A 17,450-nucleotide genomic window follows, 5' to 3' on the forward strand; every position below is an offset into this window, starting at 1 on the left:
CCGTCAGACCCGCGAACCGGCTTCGCGACGCACGGAGTCGACGATCGCTTCCCGGATGGGCCGCCAGCGCAGATCGAGTTCGGCCAGCGTGCGGGAGTCGTCGGTCGGCGTGGCGGTGGTGAGCAGCCACGCCGCCTCGTAGCTGAGCCCGGCGCTGATCGGCAGGATTCGGGCGGCGGCGTCGGTGAGCCGTCCGAGCCCGAGCAGCGCGGCCTTCGGCACCGGAATCCGCCGGATCCGCTGTCCCACAGCGCTTTCCAGGATGTCCACGATCTCGTCGAAGGCCACCATGTGGCCGCCGCACAGATAGCGCCGTGGCCCGAGGCCGGGGCGCATCACGGCGGCGTGCACCGCGGCCACGTCCCGGACGTCGATCATCTGCATGCCACCGCGGATCCGAGGAGCGACGCGGGCCCGCAGGATGACGCCCCACCCGTCGGAGGTGATCCCGGCCTGGGCGCCGAGACCGGGGCCGACGACGCTGGAGGGATAGGTGATCACGACCGGAGCGCCCGCGGCCTGCAACGCCCGCGCGATCCGGTCGGCGGCCGACTTGGTGCGGCCGTAGGCACTGCGCCCCGGCGCGGTCGGGCTGTCGGGCGTGATGACCGGATCGGGGCTGGGAAAGAGCGCGCTGTAGCTGGCGACGTGCACGATCGGATCCAGGCCGAGCGCGGTCGCGCGGGCCAGGACGGTGGCGGTCGCGTCGACGTTGACCTCCCACATCAGTCGCTCGCGCCGGTCATCGGTGCCGACCACGCCCGCCGCGTGCAGGACGGCGTCGCATCCGTCGAGCAACGCTTCGACCGTCTTCGGGTCCCGGATGTCGCCCGGCAGCACCGCGAGCGCTTCGGGCGTGGTGTCGAACATGCCGACGACCGCCGAGACGGATTCGCTGGGGTGGACCAGCAGCACGACGCGGTGCCCGGCCCGCAGGAGGGCGGCGACGGTGTGCGCGCCGAGATAGCCCGTCCCGCCGGTGACGGCGATGCGCAGACCCATCTCTCGCAGTTCCCCGCCGGCGTCCGCTTCTCGCGCTGCCGTGCCGGTATCCGCCGGTATGTCCTTCGGTCCACCCATTTCGTTCCTTCGTCACCATGGATTCCGCCGTTCGGTCCACCGGCGCCGCGCCTTCGGCGCACGCGACAATGGCCGCACATCGGAAGCATCGGCACAAATTCGATGCCACTGGCATCGTAATTGAGGAAAGGAGCGGTATGGCGGAAACGGCGCGGGATCCGCACTCGGCGAACCGGGGCGCCGGCCGGCCGCGCGACGAGTCGGTCGAGCAGCGAGTGCTGGCGACCGTGCGGGAGATGCTGGTCGAAGTGGGGTGGGACGAGCTGAGCGTGCGGGCGGTGGCGGCCCGCGCGGGCGTCGGCCGGGCATCCATCGCTCGCCGCTGGCCATCGAAGGCCGAATTGGTGCTGCACGCCGTGCTGGGTGAGACGCCCGACCTGGAGCCGTTCGAGGGAACCGACCGGCAGGGGTGGCTCGAGTGGGTGCTGCGCGGCAGCCGGGAGCTGTTCGCCCGCAGCGAGGTGCGCGCCGCCGTTCCCGGGCTGTTGACCGCACTCGATCGGGACCAGCACTTGCGCCACCGGTTGTGGGCCGGATTCAGCGCCCCGGCGGCCGCGCTCTTCGCCGCGGGCGACACCACACCCGGCGCGCACTCCGAGTTGGACGCCAGGGCCGTCATCGCGCTGGCGGCCGGTGCGGCGTTGTTCCTGGAGTTCGTCGCCGACGGGGACGACACCGCGCTGCTCCACCGGCGCATCGGCGAACTGCTGCGTCGCGCCGTGCTCGAGCACTGAGCGGGGCGATCCGCGCGAAAACCGGTTGGCGACCTGTTCCGGCCGCTCAGTACAGTGGGCCGGTGATTCGCACCGCCGCACTGGCCCATGTCCGGAATCGCCGCCTGCTGCAAGCGCGCTCAGTGGGCAAGGACGTCTTCTACATGGCCGGCGGCAAGATCGACCCCGGCGAGACGCCCGAGGCCGCGCTGCACCGCGAGGTGCGCGAGGAACTCGGCGTCGGCGTGGTCTCCTGCGACGAACTCGGGGTTTTCCACGCCGAGGCGTACGGGCACTCCCCCGGCACCCGGCTGCACATGACCTGCTTCACCGCGGAACTGGACGGCGACCCGACGCCCGCGAGCGAGATCGCCGAGCTGCGCTACTTCACCGTGAGCGAGTACGCCGCCATGGACCATGTGGCCCCTGGCTCCATGCTGGTCTTCCGCAAACTCCACGAACTCGGCGCCGTCGACTGGTAGTCCGCCGAGAACCGGGCGCGGGCCGGAGCATCAGGCCGATGCGTCCCGTGGTCCGGGACGGATCCGTACCTCCAGCGAACCGTGCGGGTAGTACGGCATGACACGGAAAGGGCACCGATTCGACACGCGCCGCCCTCGCCGTCAGCGGAGCGCGGCGCTCGGTATCTCGTCGTCGAGCACTTCCACGCCGCGCCAGAAGGCGACGTGGTCTTTGATCTGCTCCGCCGCGCTTTTCGGGTCGGGGTAGTACCAGGCGGCGTCCTCGTTACGGTTGCCGTGGACTTCCAGGGTGTAGTAGCTGGCCTCGCCCTTCCACGGACACGTCGTGTGCGTCTCGGAAGGCCGGAGGAATTCCTTCCGGACGGACTCGGCCGGGAAGTAGTGGTTGCCTTCGACCATCACGGTATCGGAGCTGCTCGCCAGAATTTCGCCATCCCACATTGCCTTTGCCATATCGCGATCCTGTCGCGCCCACGCGGACGAAAGAATGCTCCGCGGCAGCCGTATCCGAGTCGGTACACGGATGTTGCCGTTTCGATTCGCTCCTGTAGTCGCGCGAAGGAGGTGGCGACTTACTGCCCGCACGATATCGGCCGACCCGCGGATTGCCGGCCGGCAAGACAGGTCGGGCCCCTACGCGGAGCTACTCACGGTGCGGGCGGCGAGGGGCAGCCACGCCATGAGCGAGCCCGGCGATCAGGTCACCCTCGGGCCCCGTCTCCTGTGGCGCCGGGACCGCGACGCGCATGCTCGGCCACCCACACGCCGACGCCGATCGCCCCCGCGACCGGCCACGACACCAGCCCGGTGACCGCCGCCGCTCCGAGCCCGCCGAAGTAGAGCAACGACTCCCGATCCGGTACCCGGTTGCGCACCGCCGTGGTCGCCGAGGAGACGCCGGTCGCCACGGTGCGCGGCCCGGGCGGCAGCGGAACTCGGGCCATCCGCATGCCCACCGTCGGAACCGGGACCCGCAGCCGGGCGCGTGCGGTAGCCGGGGTATCCGATTTCGTCGGCGGTTCGGTCTCGGTGTCCGGCACGGCGCGTGCCGGCTCGGGTGATTCGGAACCGGACTCGCGGACCTTCTGGGCCGCTGTCTTGGACATGACCGCTCCTTCCTTCGTCCTGAACCTCGTCGCTGGTTATGTGATCCAGCCAAGCCGTGCTCGCGCCGCGTCGCAACCCCCGCCTGGAATCCCTTTCGCGCTCGGCGAGCATCGCCCGGACGGGGAATGCGACCGCGCTGCTCGTACGCCGCTTTCCCTTACCGGATGACAGCACGGACATGCAATGGCTAACAGATTGCTGGAAGTCACAATACCTCGCCGAAACAGTGCAGATTCTGCGCATTTTCTTGATGCGAGAAAGTTTTTCATGCAATCCTGACTCACCTCCACATGTCGCTGGTAGTTTGCCGAACGAGGCACTCGGAGGCAGACCACTGGTCGGCGAATCCGCCGAACTACCCCTGGAGGTCAAGGTCGTGACTCGTCCGTTTCTTCGTTCCCCCCGCGGCAGACGCATCGGTTCGGTCCGTGTCCTCGGCGCCCTGGGCGGGATGGCACTCGCCCTCCTGCTGGCGACGACGGCCACTGCGGAACCGGTCTATCCGCAGCCCGATCCAGACCCGTTCTACGCCGCACCGGCCGATCTGGCGGCGCACAACCCTGGCGACGTGCTGGACGTACGGGTCCTGCCGCCGCTGGCCCTCTTCCCCGGCGCCACCGTCAGGCTGGTCGAGTTCCGGTCCACCAATTCGCGGGGCGCGCCGATCGCGGCGACCACCACGATCCTCACCCCCCTCGGACAACGGCCCGGGATGCCGCTGCTGTCGTATCAGCACTTCATCAACGCGCTCGGCACGCATTGCGCGGTATCGCACCTGCTCTACAGCAACGATCTGAATCTGTCGGCGTCGTCGTCGATGCTGAACGTCCTGCTGGCGCGCGGCTGGACGGTCGCGCTGCCGGATCATCTCGGCCCCCAGTTCGCGCTCGGCGCCGGGCGTTTGGGCGGCCAGATCACTTTGGACGGCGTCCGCGCGGCGAAACGACTACCCGAACTCGGCCTGCAGAACAGCCCGGCGGCGTTGACCGGTTACTCCGGCGGCGGGCTCGCCACGGCATGGGCGGCCGCGCTGCAGCCGTCCTACGCACCCGAGCTGCGGCTCGCCGGCGCGGCCATCGGCGGCGCTCCGATGAACCTGGTGGCGATGGCGCGGGGGCTGGGTCTGGAGCCGCACCCGGCGTTCGGCCTGGCCATGGCAACGGCCATCGGCCTGGAGCGGGAGTATCCCGACCAGGTGCCGATCAGCCAGAATCTCAACGAGCGCGGACGGGCGCTGCGCGACGCGATGGCCAACAGCTGCACCAACGACATCCTCGCCGTCGGCGCAGGCGGCAGCGCGCGCGAACTCGTGGACAACACTTCGGTCTTCGACTCGCCGGGCGCGTGGTCCGTGGTGGAGGAGAACAGCGTGGAGCTCTACCCCGGCTCCCCGGCAATGCCGATATTCGAGTGGCATTCGCCGAGCGACCCGCTGATTCCAGTCGCCGCGATCGACAACACGATCCACCACTGGTGCTCGGCCGGTGTGCCGCTGCAGACCGTGCACGTGCCCGACGCCGAGCATCTGACCGCGGCGGTGCTCGGCGCCCCCTCGGTGCTGGGGTGGCTCGAGGGCCGCGTTCGCGGCGAGCCCGCGCCCAGCACCTGCTGACACGGGCAGACATCCGCGGCCGCTCGGCGCCGCGCGTTCTTCCCGACCGGATTGCGCGCGAATTCCCGGGGTAAGCCGCAAGCACAGGAGGTGATGACATGCCGAAGGCTTGGACAGACAAGCAAGAACGCCAGTACGAGCACATCAAGGATTCGGCGAAGTCCCGTGGCACGAGCACGGGACGCGCGAAGGAGATGGCCGCTCGCACGGTCAACAAGAACCGTGCCCAGTCCGGGCAGTCCAAGACCGCGAGCAAGACGTCGACCGACGACAAGTCGCCGCAGCAGCGCGGCGGTCAGCGTTCGCACAGCGGCGCGCAAGGGCCGACCCGCGACCAGCTGTACAACGAGGCCAAGAAACGCAATGTCGAAGGCCGCTCGAAGATGACGAAGAAGGAGCTGGCGCACGCGCTCGGACGGGACTGAGCCCGCTCGAAGACGAAGAACCGAGAGGAGTGGAAATGGCCGAGCAGCAGGAAACCGGCACCGTGACCGGCACCAGGGACAAGGACTACAACCTGATCTGGTTCGTCGAAGCCTCCCTGGAGAACGCTCTGCGTCTGGATACGTTCATCCAGGACGCGGAACGGGACGGAGACAGCGAGCTGGTGGAATTCTTCCGCAAGGCGCAGGCCGACAGCCGTAAGGGCGGTCGGATGGGCAAAGAACTCTTGTCGAAGCGCCTCGCGAAATCCGATATGTGATCTTCGGTACAACAGGCGGGGAGGGCGGCAGTGCCGCCCTCCCCGCCTGTTCCCCTCTTTATCCAGCTGATGCGGAGTGCCCGCGTGTCGTCGTCCTGATGCTGGGTACCTCGACCTCGAATCCTGCCGCCGAGCCGAGGAGCAGCTATGCGTGTTGTCGTGGTCGGTGCCACCGGAAACGTGGGAACGAGTCTGCTGGAGACACTGTCGACCGAAGCGGGGGTCGGCTCGATCGTCGGGATCGCGCGGCGCCTGCCGGACGAGCCCCGGGAAGGGGTGGAGTGGGTGCGGGCGGATGTGCGTACCGACGACCTCGAGGCCCACTTCCACGGGGCCGACGTGGTGGTGCATCTGGCCTGGCTGTTCCAGCCCACCCACCAGCCTATGGTCACGTGGCGCGCGAATGTCGGCGGTACGGAACGCGTGCTGCGCGCCGTGGCCGCGGCACAGGTCCCGGCTCTGATCTACGCCTCGTCGGTCGGTGCCTACTCCCCCTGCCACGATGACGAGCCGGTGCCGGAGAGCTGGCCGACCGACGGCTGGCCACCTGCCGCGTACACCCGCGAAAAGGCCTACGTCGAAAGGCTGCTGGATCGGTTCGAAGCCGAGAATCCGGACCGCCGCGTGGTGCGCATGCGCCCGGCGTTCATCTTCCGCCGGGAGACCGCCAGTCAGCAGCGGCGACTGTTCGCCGGTCCGCTGCTGCCGAATCGCCTGATCCGGCCGGGGCTCCCGCCGATCCTGCCGATCCCGCGCGGACTGCGCTTCCAGGCGGTGCACAGTGACGACGTCGGCCGCGCCTACGCGCTGGCGATCGCGACCGACGCCCGCGGACCGTTCAATCTGGCGGCGGAGCCGGTGATCGATCGCGACCGGCTGGCCGAACTCTTCGATGCCCGGGTGGTATCCGTGCCGCCCGCGCTCGTCCGCGCCGCGCTCGCGCTGGGCTGGCACGCCAGGACCCTGCCCGCGGCGCCGGATCTGTTCGACGCGGTACTGCGCCTGCCGATCCTGGACACCGGTCGCGCGCGAGCAGAGCTGGGCTGGACACCGCGGTACACCGCGGTCGACGCCCTCCGGCACTTGCTGTCCGGTCTGCGGGCGGGCGCTGGGGCCGACACCCCTCCCTTGGCCCGCGAAGCGGGCGGGCCTTGGCGCTGGCGGGAGTTCGCTTCCGGGGTCGGCGGACGCGAACTAGGTGTCGGCTAGTTCGCCGGGCCGGCTCTCCGGCTGTCCGCCGCTGGATGTGGCCACCGGCTGGGATGCTCGGCGCACGAAGGGCGACGACTGCCACCGCGGCGCCGGTGGATAACCGAAGCCGACGGCTGTACCTGCGCACGGCCGGAGAGGCCGACCCCAATCGTGGTCGGCCCCTCTGGTTTTCCTGATACCTCGTTCACCTGGGCGGCACACCTGCCTCGGACTCGGGTAGGTGCGGGAGCCGCGTCAGCTATAGGTGAAGAAGACGCCGGAAGCGATACCGCCCGGCCCGGTAACCGTCACCGGCACGGAACCGACCCCCGCCGGAGTGACCGCGGTGATCTGCGTATCGGAGACCACCGTGAACGACACTGCCGGAAGGAGACCGAAGAACACGCTGGTCGCGCCGGTGAACCCGGTGCCGGAGATCGTCACCGTGGTGCCGCCGGTCACCGGCCCCGTGTTCGGGGTGATCGAGCTCAGACTCGGCACGGACACATAGGTGAACGGCACTCCCGCACTGGTGCCGGCCGAAGTGGTGACCGTGACCGGCACGGTACCCGTTCCCGGCGGAGCGATCGCGATGATCAAGTTGCTGGAAAGCGCGAAGAAGAGCAGGGCCGGGGTAGCTCCGAAGTTCACGGAGGTAACTCCGGTGAAACCGCTTCCCAAGATCAGAACCACGGTACCGCCGGTCGCGGGCCCGGAATTCGGAATAACCGCGGACACCACGGGAACCTGCACCACAGAGGTGTAGGTGTAGGGAACACCATTGCTGATACCGTCCGCATTGGAAACGGTGACCTGCACAGTGCCCGTGCCCGGCGGAGCGATCGCCGTGATTTGAGTGGGGGAATCCAGAGTGAAAGTGGTTGCGGTTCCGCCGAATCGGACCGTGGTCGGCCCGCCGAATCCGGTTCCGGTGATAACCACGCTGTTACCCCCAGAACTCGGGCCCGTGGTCGGCGATACCGAAGTGATAGTAGGCATGACATTTCCCCTTTTCAGTATTGATTACCTGCACCGGGGAGCGCTCGACCTTCAGGTAGCCCGGCTGTAACCATTAACGCCCCGAAACCACCACTACGGCAATGCAAATGGGATCCGTTTTCGTCCGTTTTCGTCTGGTTTCGCCCGTGCGCTATTCGTGCGCTCCGGCCGGCATTTCCGCGATCCGGGCGGGCAAAGCCCGGCCGCGTGCAACGGCTCGGTCGAGCGCATACGGCTGAGGACGAAAGCGCCCTCGAGAGCGGCGGATACGGCGAGGATGAACTCGTGGGCGTCGGGACGGGCGCAGGCTCGCCGAACTCATGAGGCTCGGCTGGTCGAAATCGACGACACGTACGTCGAACCTGGCGGGCTCGTCGCCCGGCTACTCGGCGAGTGGCGGTTTGCCTTGACGCCGACGAGAAGGTTTAGCGTGGCGAGGACGAAAGGCGAAGGAGGACGGATGCGCATCGGCGAATTGGCGCAGCGGGCCGGCACCAGCACGCGCGCCCTGCGCTACTACGAGGAGCACGGCCTGGTGCGGCCCCGCCGCGCCGCCAACGGATACCGCTCCTACGACGACGCGGAAGTGCTGATCGTGGCGAAGATCCGCGAACTGCTCGGCGCGGGCTTCGACCTCGACGACATCCGTCCCTTCGTCGCGTGCCTGCGGGCGGGTAACGGCTCCGGCGACGTCTGCCCGGACTCGGTCTCCACGTTGCGGCGCAAGCTGGCCGAGGTCGATTCGTACCTGGAGCGGCTGACGGACGTCCGCCGCCTGCTGAGCGACCGGCTGACGGCGGCCTGCGAGTTCGACCGGATCACGGCGGCCTGCGAGTTCGACGGGCTCGGGGAGCGGCCGTGAAATTCGCGGTCAGCTATAGCACCCCGTTCTTCGGCGTCGACCCCGATCGGCTGCTCGGCTACGCCCAGCATGCCGAACGATGCGGCTTCGAGGCGATCTACCTGCCGGAGCACGTCGCGCTGTACCCGGGCGCCGCGGTCGGGCCGATGGAATTCACGCCGACGGTCCCGTTCGCCGACCCGCTGGACGCGCTGAGCTTCGTGGCCGCCGCGACCGAGCGGATCCTGCTCGGCACCGCGGTGCTGCTGCTGCCCTATCACCATCCGGTGGTGCTGGCCAAGCGCCTGGCGACCATCGACGTGCTGTCCAAGGGACGCCTGCGGCTGCTGACGGTGGGACTGGGCACCCTGCCCGGCGAGGCGCACGCCCTCGGCGTCGAGTTCGCCACCCGAGGCCGCCGCGCCGATGAAGCCATCGACGTGCTGCGACTGCTGTGGTCCGGCGATGCGGACGGGGTGAGTTTCGACGGCGAGTTCTTCCGGTTCGAGAACCTGTGCAGTTATCCGAAACCGACGGAAGGCCGACCCCTGCCGATTCACGTGGGTGGTTCGAGCCGCGCCGCGGCGCGCCGTGCCGGATCCCGCGGCGACGGCTATTTCCCCGGCGGCATGCTCGGTCCGGCCGAACGCGCCACCCAACTGGAGATCGCCCGTGCCGAGGCCGCTGCGGCGGGCCGCGACCCCGGGGCGTTCGAGTACACCCGCTGGGGATCGATCGACATGCCGGCCGAGCGGGTCGAGGGACTGGCCGCACAGGGCGTCACGCGCATCGTGGTGAGCGCGAGCACCGGCGACCCGGAGCGCGCCCGCGACGAGTTGTCCGCCTTCGCCGAACGCTTCGATATTGCGAACGCACTGCGGTAGCGATCACGGCGCGGTTCGCGCCGGTAACCTCCTCAGACGGTATGGCCCGCAACCAGATCCGCGACGGAGTGATAATGCAGCGTCTCCGCGGCCGGTCGCAGCACGGCGCCGTCCTCGGGCTCGAGCAGCATTCCGACGTGATCGCCGAGGTCGTAGCGCTCGCGGATGCGGGCGCTGAACCAGCTCGGCACCGTGCTGAGCACCGGAATGCCGCCCGGGCCCGCGTGCCAGTCGCAGTGCACGAACTTGTCGATGTCGTCGCCGGTCTCACCGCCGAAAAGCCGCGCCAGGGAGAGCTGTTCGCTGCCGAGCAAATGTACCGCGAGCCGGTCGGCGCGCTGCGCGACCCGATAGGTGTGGTTCTTCTTCGACAGGCCGATCAAGAACCGGCGCGGCTCGATGCTGACCTGCGTCGCGAATCCGACGAGACAGCCGGCGCGCCGGCCGTCCGCCTGCGCGGTGACCAGCAGCACGGGATAGTCCGCCGCCGCGACCACCGCGTCGAACACTGCGGTCCGGTCTTCGGTAGCCATCGGTCCTCCCAGCGTGATGCGACGTCTTCCCCGGATGCCCGCGCGATCGCCGCGCAAACATGCCGGACCGGGCAGCGCTCACCCTACAACCGAGGCGCCCGAGTCGTCTCAGACGCCGACGCCGGCAGGGGTGGGGCGCCCGTACGACGGCCCTGCAGACCGGCTCTTTCCGGTCTACATCCCGTGGATGATAGTCCACCACAACGACTTCCGCGCCTGCACTGAAAACGCATGGTGGCGGTCGCCACATTGCGAGCACATCAGTGCACTGAGGGTGGCGCCGGCCGATGGAGGCATTCCAGCCGTGCCGGTCGCGCTCCGGACTCAGCGGTAAGCGGCGCTCTCGGCGGACCGGGTCACGACTCCGGGCTCCGGCGCGCGGGCATGTCGCGGGCTCGCCCCCGCAGCGTCAGCACACCCACGGCGGCGGCGACCATGCACAGTCCCACCACCCAGAGCCCGGCCCGCCGGCTCCCCGTCACGTCCGTCAACCCACCGGTGACGTACGGAGCCACGAAACCGCTGACGTTGCCGATCGAGTTGATCAGCGCGATACCGCCCGCCGCGGCGGCGCCGGACAGGAAGGTGCCGGGCAGGGCCCAGAACGTCGGCAGCGCCGCGAGCACGCCCACCGCGCACACGGTGACCGCGACCATCGCGGCGAACGGGTCACCGAGGTACAAAGCCACCGGAATGGCGAGACCGCCCAGCAGCGCGGGCAGCGCGACGTGCCATATCCGCTCCCCGGTCCGGTCGGCGTGCCGACCCCACCACACCATCACGATCGCCCCGACGAGATAGGGCACCGCATTGATCAGTCCGCGCTGCACCACCGAGTACTGGACGCCGTACTGCTGCTGGAAGCCGTCGATGATCGACGGCAAGAAGAAGCCCAGCGCGTAGAGACCGTAGACGATGCCGCCGTAGACCAGGGCGAGCCCGAGCACCCGCGGATGGGTCAGCGCCCGGCGCACCGTCCAGTGCTCGGCGCGCCGCAACGCGGACTGCTCGGCCGCGATTTCACCTGCGAGCCAGTCCCTTTCGTCCGGTTCCAACCAGGTCGCCCGCTCCGGGCGGTCGGTCAGGTAGAACCAGGTCACCACCGCCAGCGCGATGGCGGGCAAGCCCTCGACCAAGAACATGAACCGCCATCCGCTGAGCCCGAAGATCCCGTCGCCGTATCGAATGATCAGGCTGGACACGGTCGCGCCCAGGGCGGTGGAAATCGGCACGGCGGTCATGAACAAGGCCACGATCCGCGCCCGTTGCGCTTGCGGGAACCAGTACGTCAGATACAGCAGGATGCCGGGGAAGAACCCCGCCTCCACCACGCCCAGCAGGAATCGCAGGACATACAGCACGGTGGCGTCGGGCACGAAGGCCATCGCCGTGGCCACCAGACCCCAGCTGACCATGATGCGGGCGATCCAGCGCCGGGCGCCGAAGCGGTGCAGCGCCAGGTTGCTCGGCACCTCGAGCAGCAGGTAGCCGACGAAGAAAATGCCCGAGGCGAACCCGAAGGCGGTCTCGGTGAGACCGAGATCGGTCTTCATGCCGCTGGGCCCGGCGAACCCGATGTTGACCCGGTCCAGGTAGTTGACGAAATACAGCAGCCCGAGAAAGGGCACCAGGCGAATCGTGACCTTGCGCAACGTCGTGCCGGCCACCTCGGAGGTGGAAACCATCAGCGCACTCTCGGCCCAGCACGGCCACTTCGTCAAGTGCCCGCGGCGAGCTCCCCGCGCCCCCGGGGCGGGAGGCGCGGGGGGCGGCGCTAGTCCGCCTGCTCCAGGTACACCGGAAGCCTGGCGTGCCCGTTGGAGATGAAGCTGGACACGCTGCCGAGGTCGGCGGGGCCGGCCGCCAAGCGTAGGTTCGGGAAGCGCCGGAACAGCGCGGGCAGCGCGATTTCCGCTTCCAGCCGGGCCAGTGGCGCGCCCAGGCAGTGATGCGCCCCGTAACCGAAGGCCAGGTGCTCCTTGGTCGGTCGCCGTACGTCGAACTCGTCGGCGGTGGCGCCGTGCAGTTTCGGATCGCGGTTTGCCCCGGCATACGAGGCGAGGATCGGCTCGCCCTTGGCGATGCGCAGCCCGTCCATCTCGATGTCCTCGGCGGCGAAGCGCAGCGGGAGGTGCGCCACCGGCGCCTCGTAGCGCAGCGCCTCCTCGATCAGATCCGTCCAGGCCGCGCGCCCCTCGGTCACCTCGGCGCGCTGATCCTGGTGGGTCAGCAGCGCGAAGACGGCCTGATCGAGCAGGTTCACCGTGGTCTCGTGCCCGGCGCTGATCACCAGCAGCAGCGTGTCGACCAGTTCCTGCTCGGTCAGCTGTGAGCCGTCCTCCTCGTCGCGGTGCGAGATCAGCAGGCTGGTCATGTCGTCCCCGGGCGTCTGCCGCCGGTAGGCGACGAGTTCACCGAGGATCCGGTACATCTCCATATAGTTCGCTTGCGACTCCTCCGGCCCGAGCGACGTGTCGAAGATGCCGTCGACGCAGGTGCGCAGACCGGCGTTCAGGGTTTCCGGAACGCCCATCAGCGCGCTGATGACCTGAATCGGCAGCGGGTAGGCGAAGCCTTCCCTGAGGTCCACCGCTTCCCCCGCCGGCGTCGCCGCGAGTTCGGTCAGGAGGTCCGCGGTGATCTGCTCGATCATCGAGCGCATCGCCTGGGTGCGGCGGTGGGTGAACGCGGGCGCGACGAGTTTGCGCAGTCGGCGATGGTCCGCGCCGTACGCGGTGAACATGTTGTTCACCGCGACCCACGGCAACAGCGGCCAGTCCTGCGGGATCTCCCCGTTGATGAGCGCAGGCCAGTGCTGCTTACCATCTTTCGACACCCTGGGGTCCGCCAGCAACCGCTTCAGCACGTCGGCGTCGGTGACCGACCACGCCCGCACGCCGCCCGGCAATTCGACCAGGGTCACCGGCCCGCGCGCGCGAATTCGCGCGGACTCGCCCTGGATGTCGGCGCCCGCGGGGTCGAGGACTAGAGGTTGTGTGTCCATCGGGACTCCTTAGAAGACGGTCAGCGGAGGGGATTTCGGGAAGACGACCGGCAGGGACACCAGAGCGCGGTGGAACGGGCCCGGCCGCCAGCTCAATCGCTCGGCCGGCACGGCAAGGCTCATCTCGGGCAAGGCGTCGAGGATCTGATCGATGGCGTCCTGGACGACCAGATACGCGGCCGAACGGGCGGGGCAGGCGTGCGGCCCCACGCTCCACGCCAGGTGCGCCCGGCTGTCGGTGCGCTGGCCGACGCCGATCGCGGGATCGTTGTTGCAGCCGGCCATGCTGATCACGACCGGCTGGTGCGCGGGCAGCCAGACGTCATCGATGAGGATCGGCTGTTTCGGGTAGCTGACGCAGTAGTTCGCCATCGGCGGGTCGTCGAACAGCACCTCGTCGAGCGCGTCGCGGGTCGACAGGCTGCCGCCGAGGAAGTCTCCCGCGAAACGCTCGTCGGTGAGCATCAGCAGCACCGTGTTGACGATCAGGTTCTGCATCGGTTCGATGCCGGCGCCGTACAGCGTGATCAGCTGATGGATCATCTCGACGTCGTCCAGGCCCGCTTCGTGCCGCAACAGCCTGGAGGTGATGTCGTCGCCGGGCTCCTTGCGCTTCAGCTGCACGAGCTCGAACAGCGCGTCGGTGAGCATCGCGTTGCCCTTGTCCGCGTTGACGCCTTCGAAGATGGCGGCCATACCGGTCGCGACCTGCTGGCCGATGTCCGCCGGGCAGCCGAGCATGGCGTTGAGCACCGCGAAGCTGAGCGGGAACGCGTACTGGCTGATGAGATCCGCCGCGCCGTCCTCGCAGAAGGCGTTGATCAGCGGAACGGCGATCTGCTCGACGGTTCCGTGCAGTGCGTGCAGATCGACCCCGGCGATGCTCGCCACGTTCGCCTGCCGGTAGCGCAGATGTTCCAGGCCCGAACTGCGCAGCGCGTTCTTCCGCCACTCCAGCATCGGCAGGACCGGGCACTCACCCGGGATGTCCCTCTGCCAGATACGCGGATCGGCCGGAAAGTGGTCGGGGTCGTTCAAGATACGCAGCGCGGTGTGGTAGCCGATCACCAAGGTGGCAGGCACGCCCGGCGACAACTCGACCGGGACGAGCGACCCGAACCGGCGGCGCATCTCACGGTACGCCTTGTGTGGATCCTCGGCGTATTCCTGCGAATACAACGCGTAGCGGGGACCGCTGGTGTCGATCGGCGAGCCGTGCCGGACGGGACATCCGTTCGCGGGCGTGGACGGCGGGAAGTGTGGCGTGGTCAAAGACGAGACTCCAGAGAAACGAACAATTCGACGAACACGACGACCTGGGCGCGTGCGCGCCGCGGCGGCGTCAGTCGACGTGATGCGTGGGATCGGTGACAGGCCGGCGCACACCCTCATCAGCTGTGTGCACGACGACCTCTGAGCGGCAACCTCCTTCTGGATTCGGCATACGGCGATGTCGGTTCGCCGGACGGAGTGCGGCTACGACGCCGAATTCCGCTCCGGCTGAAGGACCGGCAGTGGCGGGGATTCCGGGAAGCGGACCGGCAGGGCCGTCAGCGATCGATGGAACGGCCCCGGCCGCCAGGTCAGCTCCTCGGCGGGGACGGCCAGCCGCAGCTCCGGCAACGCGTCGAGCAGCTGGTCGATGGCGTCCTGGGCGATCAGATACGCCACCGACCGGGCCGGACAGGTGTGCGGCCCGACACTCCACGCGAGATGTGACCGGTTGTCGGTGTACTGCCCCGTGTTGATCGCCGGGTCGTTGTTGCATCCGGCCATGCTGATGACCACCGGCTGGTGCGCCGGTAGCCAGACGCCGTCGATCAGTATCGGCTGGCGGGGGAAAGTCACACAGTAGTTCGACAGCGGCGGGTCGGTGAACAGCACCTCGTCCAGCGCGTCCCGGGTCGACAGGCTGCCGCCGAGAATGCCGCCGGCGAACCGCTGGTCGGTGAGCATCAACCGCATGGTGTTGACGATCAGGTTCTGCTGCGGCTCGATGCCCGCGCCGTACAGCATCAGCACCTGCTGGACCATCTCCTCGTCGTCGAAATCGACGGGGTGCCGCACGATGCGCGAGACGATGTCGTCGCCGGGCTGGGATCGCTTGAGCGCCACCAGATCCGCCATCGCTCCGGTGAACATCGCGTTGCCTTGCTCGGCGTCCACGCCCTCGAACATCGCCGCGAGCCCCATCGCCGCCCGCTGCCCGATGTCCGGCGGGCATCCGAGCATGGCGTTGATCACCGCGAACGACAGCGGGAACGCGTATTGCGCGATCAGGTCCGCCGAACCGTCCCCGCAGAAACTGTTGATCAGGGGAACGGCGATCCGCTCCACCGTGTTACGCAGGGCGAACTGGTCGATCTCCTCGATGCCCGCGACCGTGGCCTGCCGGTACCGGGCGTGCTCGAGACCGGAATTGCGGATCGCGGCCGGACGCCACTCGAGCAAGGGCAGGACCGGACAGTCACTGGGCACGGTCTGCTGCCACGTCCGCGAATCGGCCGGGAAGTGGTCGGGATCGTTCAGGATGCGCACCGCGGTGTGATAGCCGATCACGAGCGTCGCGGGCACACCGGGCGACAGTTCCACCGGGACGAGCGAACCGTACCGTCCGCGCATCTCACGATAGGCACGATGGGGGTCCGCCGCGAAATCGTCCGAGTACAGCGCGACCCGGGGGCCGTCTGCACCGACCGGTGAGCCGTGCCGGACCGGGCAGCCGCCGGAGGTGGACGCGGACGAGGACTGTGCGTGGGTCAAAACGTGACTCCAAAGTCGGAACGTTCGACGAGCAGGGTTGGTACACGACATGTCCGGGTTCCGGAAGCCGAATCGCCGTGCGAGCGTAGCGAATTCGACCTTACGCCGAATTGCGCTGGGGCAGAGCATAACTCGTGCGCCACATCGACGCGATCGGGCGGGCGCGGTGCGGCCGCCTGCGGTGCCAACACCTGTACCCGCGTATCGCGAGGGATACGCGGGATGCCAGGCCCGACCCAAGTGTGCCGAGCCCCGAAACCGGACAGGTGTGCGCGGGATATTCGTGCGGACCGGACTACTCCGCGGCCTCCAGGAAGACGGGCAGCTCGGCGTGGCCGTTGGAGATGAAGCTGAGCACCGGGCCCAGCTCGGACGGGTCGGCCGCGAGGCGCATGTCCGGGAAGCGCCGGAAGATGGCCGGAAGGGCGATCTCGGCCTCCAGCCGGGCCAGCGGCGCGCCCAGGCAGTGATGCGCTCCGTAACCGAAGGCCAGGTGATCCTTGACCGACCGGCGCGGGTCGAACTCGTTCGCCGTCACGCCGTGCACCTTCGGATCGCGGTTGGCCGCCACGTAGGAGGCGAGGATCGCCTCCCCCTTGGGGATACGGAAGCCCGCGATGTCGATGTCCTCGACGGCGTAACGCAGCGGCAGATGGGCGACCGGCGCCTCGAAGCGCAGCGACTCCTCCACCACGTCCGACCAGGGGATCCGGCCCGCCACCACGTCGGCACGCTGGTCCGCCCGGGTGAGCAGCGCGAAGATGGCCTGATCGAGCAGGTTCACCGTCGTCTCGTGCCCCGCGTTGATGACCAGCATCAGGGTGTCGACGAGTTCCTTCTCGGTCAGCTGCGAGCCGTCCTCTTCGTCCCGGCTGGCGATCAGCACACTGGTGATGTCGTCGCCCGGGGTCTCCCGCCGATACGCCACGAGTTCGCTGATGAGCCGGTACATCTCCAGGTAGTTGGCCTGGGCTTCCTCCGGCCCGAAGGAGGTGTCGAAGAATCCGTCGACACATTTCCGCACGCCGGGGCCCAAGTGCTCGGGCACGCCCATCAGCTCGGTGATGACCTGGATCGGCACCGGATAGGCGTAGCCCTCGCGCAGGTCGACGGCCGTGCCGGGCGGGGTCGCCGCCAGCTGGTCGAGCAGGTCGGCGGTGATCGCTTCGATGCGCGGTCGAAGCGCCACCGTCCGACGGTGCGTGAACGCGGGAGCGACCAGCTTGCGCAGCCGCCGATGCTCGGCGCCGTAGGCGGTGAACATGTTGTCGACCGCCACCCATGGGTGCAGCGGCCACTCCTGGGTGATCTCGCCGTTCATGAACGCCGCCCAGTGCTGCCTGGGATCCTTCGACACGCGCGGGTCGGCCAGAAGGCTCTTGAGCACGACGGCATCGGTGATCGACCACGCCGGCACCCCGCCGGGCAGTTCCACCAGGGCCACCGGCCCACGCTCGCGCAGCCGCGCCGCTTCGCCTTGGATATCGGAACCGGTCAGATCCAAGACTATCGGCTCTTGCGACATCGGACGCTTCTCC

At 68.7% G+C, this 17,450-nt stretch carries 18 protein-coding genes; 8 read left to right on the top strand and 10 right to left on the bottom strand.

Features of this window, described 5'->3' with window-relative positions:
• Positions 1–3: 3 nt before the first annotated feature.
• The gene (locus QMG86_RS19385; protein ID WP_281881033.1) at positions 4–996 is read right to left on the bottom strand and encodes an NAD-dependent epimerase/dehydratase family protein; all 993 of its coding nucleotides are present in this window, start codon (positions 994–996) and stop codon (positions 4–6) included.
• Positions 997–1,217: 221 nt separating this feature from the next.
• Between QMG86_RS19385 and QMG86_RS19390 the strand changes: the two genes are divergently transcribed.
• Both QMG86_RS19390 and QMG86_RS19395 read left to right on the top strand, forming a co-directional pair.
• Positions 1,218–1,814 carry a TetR/AcrR family transcriptional regulator gene (locus tag QMG86_RS19390; RefSeq protein ID WP_281873837.1) on the top strand — a complete coding sequence of 199 codons (597 nt, stop codon included), beginning with the start codon at positions 1,218–1,220 and terminating at the stop codon, positions 1,812–1,814.
• Between the two features lie 62 nt (positions 1,815–1,876).
• Positions 1,877–2,275, top strand: a complete 399-nt coding sequence (locus QMG86_RS19395; RefSeq protein WP_281873839.1) for an NUDIX hydrolase — start codon at positions 1,877–1,879, stop codon at positions 2,273–2,275.
• Between the two features lie 141 nt (positions 2,276–2,416).
• Here the strand turns inward: QMG86_RS19395 and QMG86_RS19400 are convergent, their stop codons facing one another.
• Both QMG86_RS19400 and QMG86_RS19405 read right to left on the bottom strand, forming a co-directional pair.
• On the bottom strand, positions 2,417–2,728 hold the full coding sequence (locus QMG86_RS19400; protein WP_281873841.1) for a DUF427 domain-containing protein: 312 nt from the start codon (positions 2,726–2,728) through the stop codon (positions 2,417–2,419).
• 248 nt (positions 2,729–2,976) lie between these two features.
• Entirely contained in the window at positions 2,977–3,381 is a 405-nt protein-coding gene (locus QMG86_RS19405) for a hypothetical protein (RefSeq protein ID WP_281873843.1), read from the bottom strand.
• A gap of 452 nt (positions 3,382–3,833) precedes the next feature.
• Here QMG86_RS19405 and QMG86_RS19410 point away from each other — a divergent pair, with 452 nt between their 5' ends.
• From QMG86_RS19410 to QMG86_RS19425, 4 genes are all read left to right on the top strand, one after another.
• The gene (locus tag QMG86_RS19410) at positions 3,834–4,994 is read left to right on the top strand and encodes a lipase family protein (protein ID WP_281881034.1); all 1,161 of its coding nucleotides are present in this window, start codon (positions 3,834–3,836) and stop codon (positions 4,992–4,994) included.
• A 98-nt stretch (positions 4,995–5,092) separates the two neighbouring features.
• Entirely contained in the window at positions 5,093–5,419 is a 327-nt protein-coding gene (locus QMG86_RS19415; RefSeq protein WP_281873845.1) for a plasmid stabilization protein, read from the top strand.
• A gap of 35 nt (positions 5,420–5,454) precedes the next feature.
• The gene (locus tag QMG86_RS19420; RefSeq protein WP_195089743.1) at positions 5,455–5,697 is read left to right on the top strand and encodes a hypothetical protein; all 243 of its coding nucleotides are present in this window, start codon (positions 5,455–5,457) and stop codon (positions 5,695–5,697) included.
• 147 nt (positions 5,698–5,844) lie between these two features.
• Positions 5,845–6,906: an NAD-dependent epimerase/dehydratase family protein gene (locus QMG86_RS19425; RefSeq protein ID WP_281873861.1), complete on the top strand. Its 1,062-nt coding sequence runs from the start codon at positions 5,845–5,847 to the stop codon at positions 6,904–6,906.
• Positions 6,907–7,143: 237 nt separating this feature from the next.
• Here the strand turns inward: QMG86_RS19425 and QMG86_RS19430 are convergent, their stop codons facing one another.
• Positions 7,144–7,887 (bottom strand): IPT/TIG domain-containing protein, encoded by a 744-nt coding sequence (locus tag QMG86_RS19430; RefSeq protein ID WP_281873863.1) that lies wholly within the window; start codon positions 7,885–7,887, stop codon positions 7,144–7,146.
• Positions 7,888–8,347: 460 nt separating this feature from the next.
• On the opposite strand from QMG86_RS19430, the gene QMG86_RS19435 reads away from it, so the two are divergent.
• Together QMG86_RS19435 and QMG86_RS19440 are read left to right on the top strand one after the other, a co-directional pair.
• Positions 8,348–8,749 carry a MerR family transcriptional regulator gene (locus tag QMG86_RS19435; RefSeq protein ID WP_281873864.1) on the top strand — a complete coding sequence of 134 codons (402 nt, stop codon included), beginning with the start codon at positions 8,348–8,350 and terminating at the stop codon, positions 8,747–8,749.
• The gene (locus QMG86_RS19440; protein ID WP_281873866.1) at positions 8,746–9,612 is read left to right on the top strand and encodes a TIGR03619 family F420-dependent LLM class oxidoreductase; all 867 of its coding nucleotides are present in this window, start codon (positions 8,746–8,748) and stop codon (positions 9,610–9,612) included. Before QMG86_RS19435 ends, QMG86_RS19440 begins: the two co-directional genes overlap by 4 nt.
• Positions 9,613–9,644: 32 nt before the next feature.
• Here QMG86_RS19440 and QMG86_RS19445 read toward each other — a convergent pair whose 3' ends face one another.
• From QMG86_RS19445 to QMG86_RS19470, 6 genes are all read right to left on the bottom strand, one after another.
• On the bottom strand, positions 9,645–10,145 hold the full coding sequence (locus QMG86_RS19445; RefSeq protein WP_281873867.1) for a flavin reductase family protein: 501 nt from the start codon (positions 10,143–10,145) through the stop codon (positions 9,645–9,647).
• Between the two features lie 356 nt (positions 10,146–10,501).
• A complete protein-coding gene (locus QMG86_RS19450; RefSeq protein WP_281873868.1) occupies positions 10,502–11,830 on the bottom strand; it encodes an MFS transporter in 1,329 nt (442 codons plus the stop codon).
• 89 nt (positions 11,831–11,919) lie between these two features.
• Positions 11,920–13,149 (bottom strand): cytochrome P450 family protein, encoded by a 1,230-nt coding sequence (locus tag QMG86_RS19455; RefSeq protein WP_281873869.1) that lies wholly within the window; start codon positions 13,147–13,149, stop codon positions 11,920–11,922.
• Between the two features lie 9 nt (positions 13,150–13,158).
• Positions 13,159–14,421: a cytochrome P450 gene (locus QMG86_RS19460; protein WP_281873871.1), complete on the bottom strand. Its 1,263-nt coding sequence runs from the start codon at positions 14,419–14,421 to the stop codon at positions 13,159–13,161.
• A 204-nt stretch (positions 14,422–14,625) separates the two neighbouring features.
• Positions 14,626–15,912: a cytochrome P450 gene (locus QMG86_RS19465; RefSeq protein ID WP_281873872.1), complete on the bottom strand. Its 1,287-nt coding sequence runs from the start codon at positions 15,910–15,912 to the stop codon at positions 14,626–14,628.
• Between the two features lie 295 nt (positions 15,913–16,207).
• Positions 16,208–17,437: a cytochrome P450 family protein gene (locus QMG86_RS19470; RefSeq protein ID WP_281873874.1), complete on the bottom strand. Its 1,230-nt coding sequence runs from the start codon at positions 17,435–17,437 to the stop codon at positions 16,208–16,210.
• Positions 17,438–17,450 lie beyond the last annotated feature (13 nt).

Origin of the sequence: Nocardia sputorum (assembly GCF_027924405.1) — a bacterium.
GTDB lineage: Bacteria > Actinomycetota > Actinomycetes > Mycobacteriales > Mycobacteriaceae > Nocardia > Nocardia sputorum.

What these genes read in the sequence shown, in the direction of transcription:
- QMG86_RS19390 (WP_281873837.1), top strand. Translation starts at nt 1,218, where the DNA reads ATGGCGGAAACGGCGCGGGATCCGCACTCGGCGAACCGGGGCGCCGGC.
- QMG86_RS19400 (WP_281873841.1), bottom strand. Translation starts at nt 2,728, where the DNA reads ATGGCAAAGGCAATGTGGGATGGCGAAATTCTGGCGAGCAGCTCCGAT.
- QMG86_RS19405 (WP_281873843.1), bottom strand. Translation starts at nt 3,381, where the DNA reads ATGTCCAAGACAGCGGCCCAGAAGGTCCGCGAGTCCGGTTCCGAATCA.
- QMG86_RS19410 (WP_281881034.1), top strand. Translation starts at nt 3,834, where the DNA reads ATGGCACTCGCCCTCCTGCTGGCGACGACGGCCACTGCGGAACCGGTC.
- QMG86_RS19415 (WP_281873845.1), top strand. Translation starts at nt 5,093, where the DNA reads ATGCCGAAGGCTTGGACAGACAAGCAAGAACGCCAGTACGAGCACATC.
- QMG86_RS19420 (WP_195089743.1), top strand. Translation starts at nt 5,455, where the DNA reads ATGGCCGAGCAGCAGGAAACCGGCACCGTGACCGGCACCAGGGACAAG.
- QMG86_RS19425 (WP_281873861.1), top strand. Translation starts at nt 5,845, where the DNA reads ATGCGTGTTGTCGTGGTCGGTGCCACCGGAAACGTGGGAACGAGTCTG.
- QMG86_RS19430 (WP_281873863.1), bottom strand. Translation starts at nt 7,887, where the DNA reads ATGCCTACTATCACTTCGGTATCGCCGACCACGGGCCCGAGTTCTGGG.
- QMG86_RS19435 (WP_281873864.1), top strand. Translation starts at nt 8,348, where the DNA reads ATGCGCATCGGCGAATTGGCGCAGCGGGCCGGCACCAGCACGCGCGCC.
- QMG86_RS19445 (WP_281873867.1), bottom strand. Translation starts at nt 10,145, where the DNA reads ATGGCTACCGAAGACCGGACCGCAGTGTTCGACGCGGTGGTCGCGGCG.
- QMG86_RS19450 (WP_281873868.1), bottom strand. Translation starts at nt 11,830, where the DNA reads ATGGTTTCCACCTCCGAGGTGGCCGGCACGACGTTGCGCAAGGTCACG.
- QMG86_RS19455 (WP_281873869.1), bottom strand. Translation starts at nt 13,149, where the DNA reads ATGGACACACAACCTCTAGTCCTCGACCCCGCGGGCGCCGACATCCAG.
- QMG86_RS19470 (WP_281873874.1), bottom strand. Translation starts at nt 17,437, where the DNA reads ATGTCGCAAGAGCCGATAGTCTTGGATCTGACCGGTTCCGATATCCAA.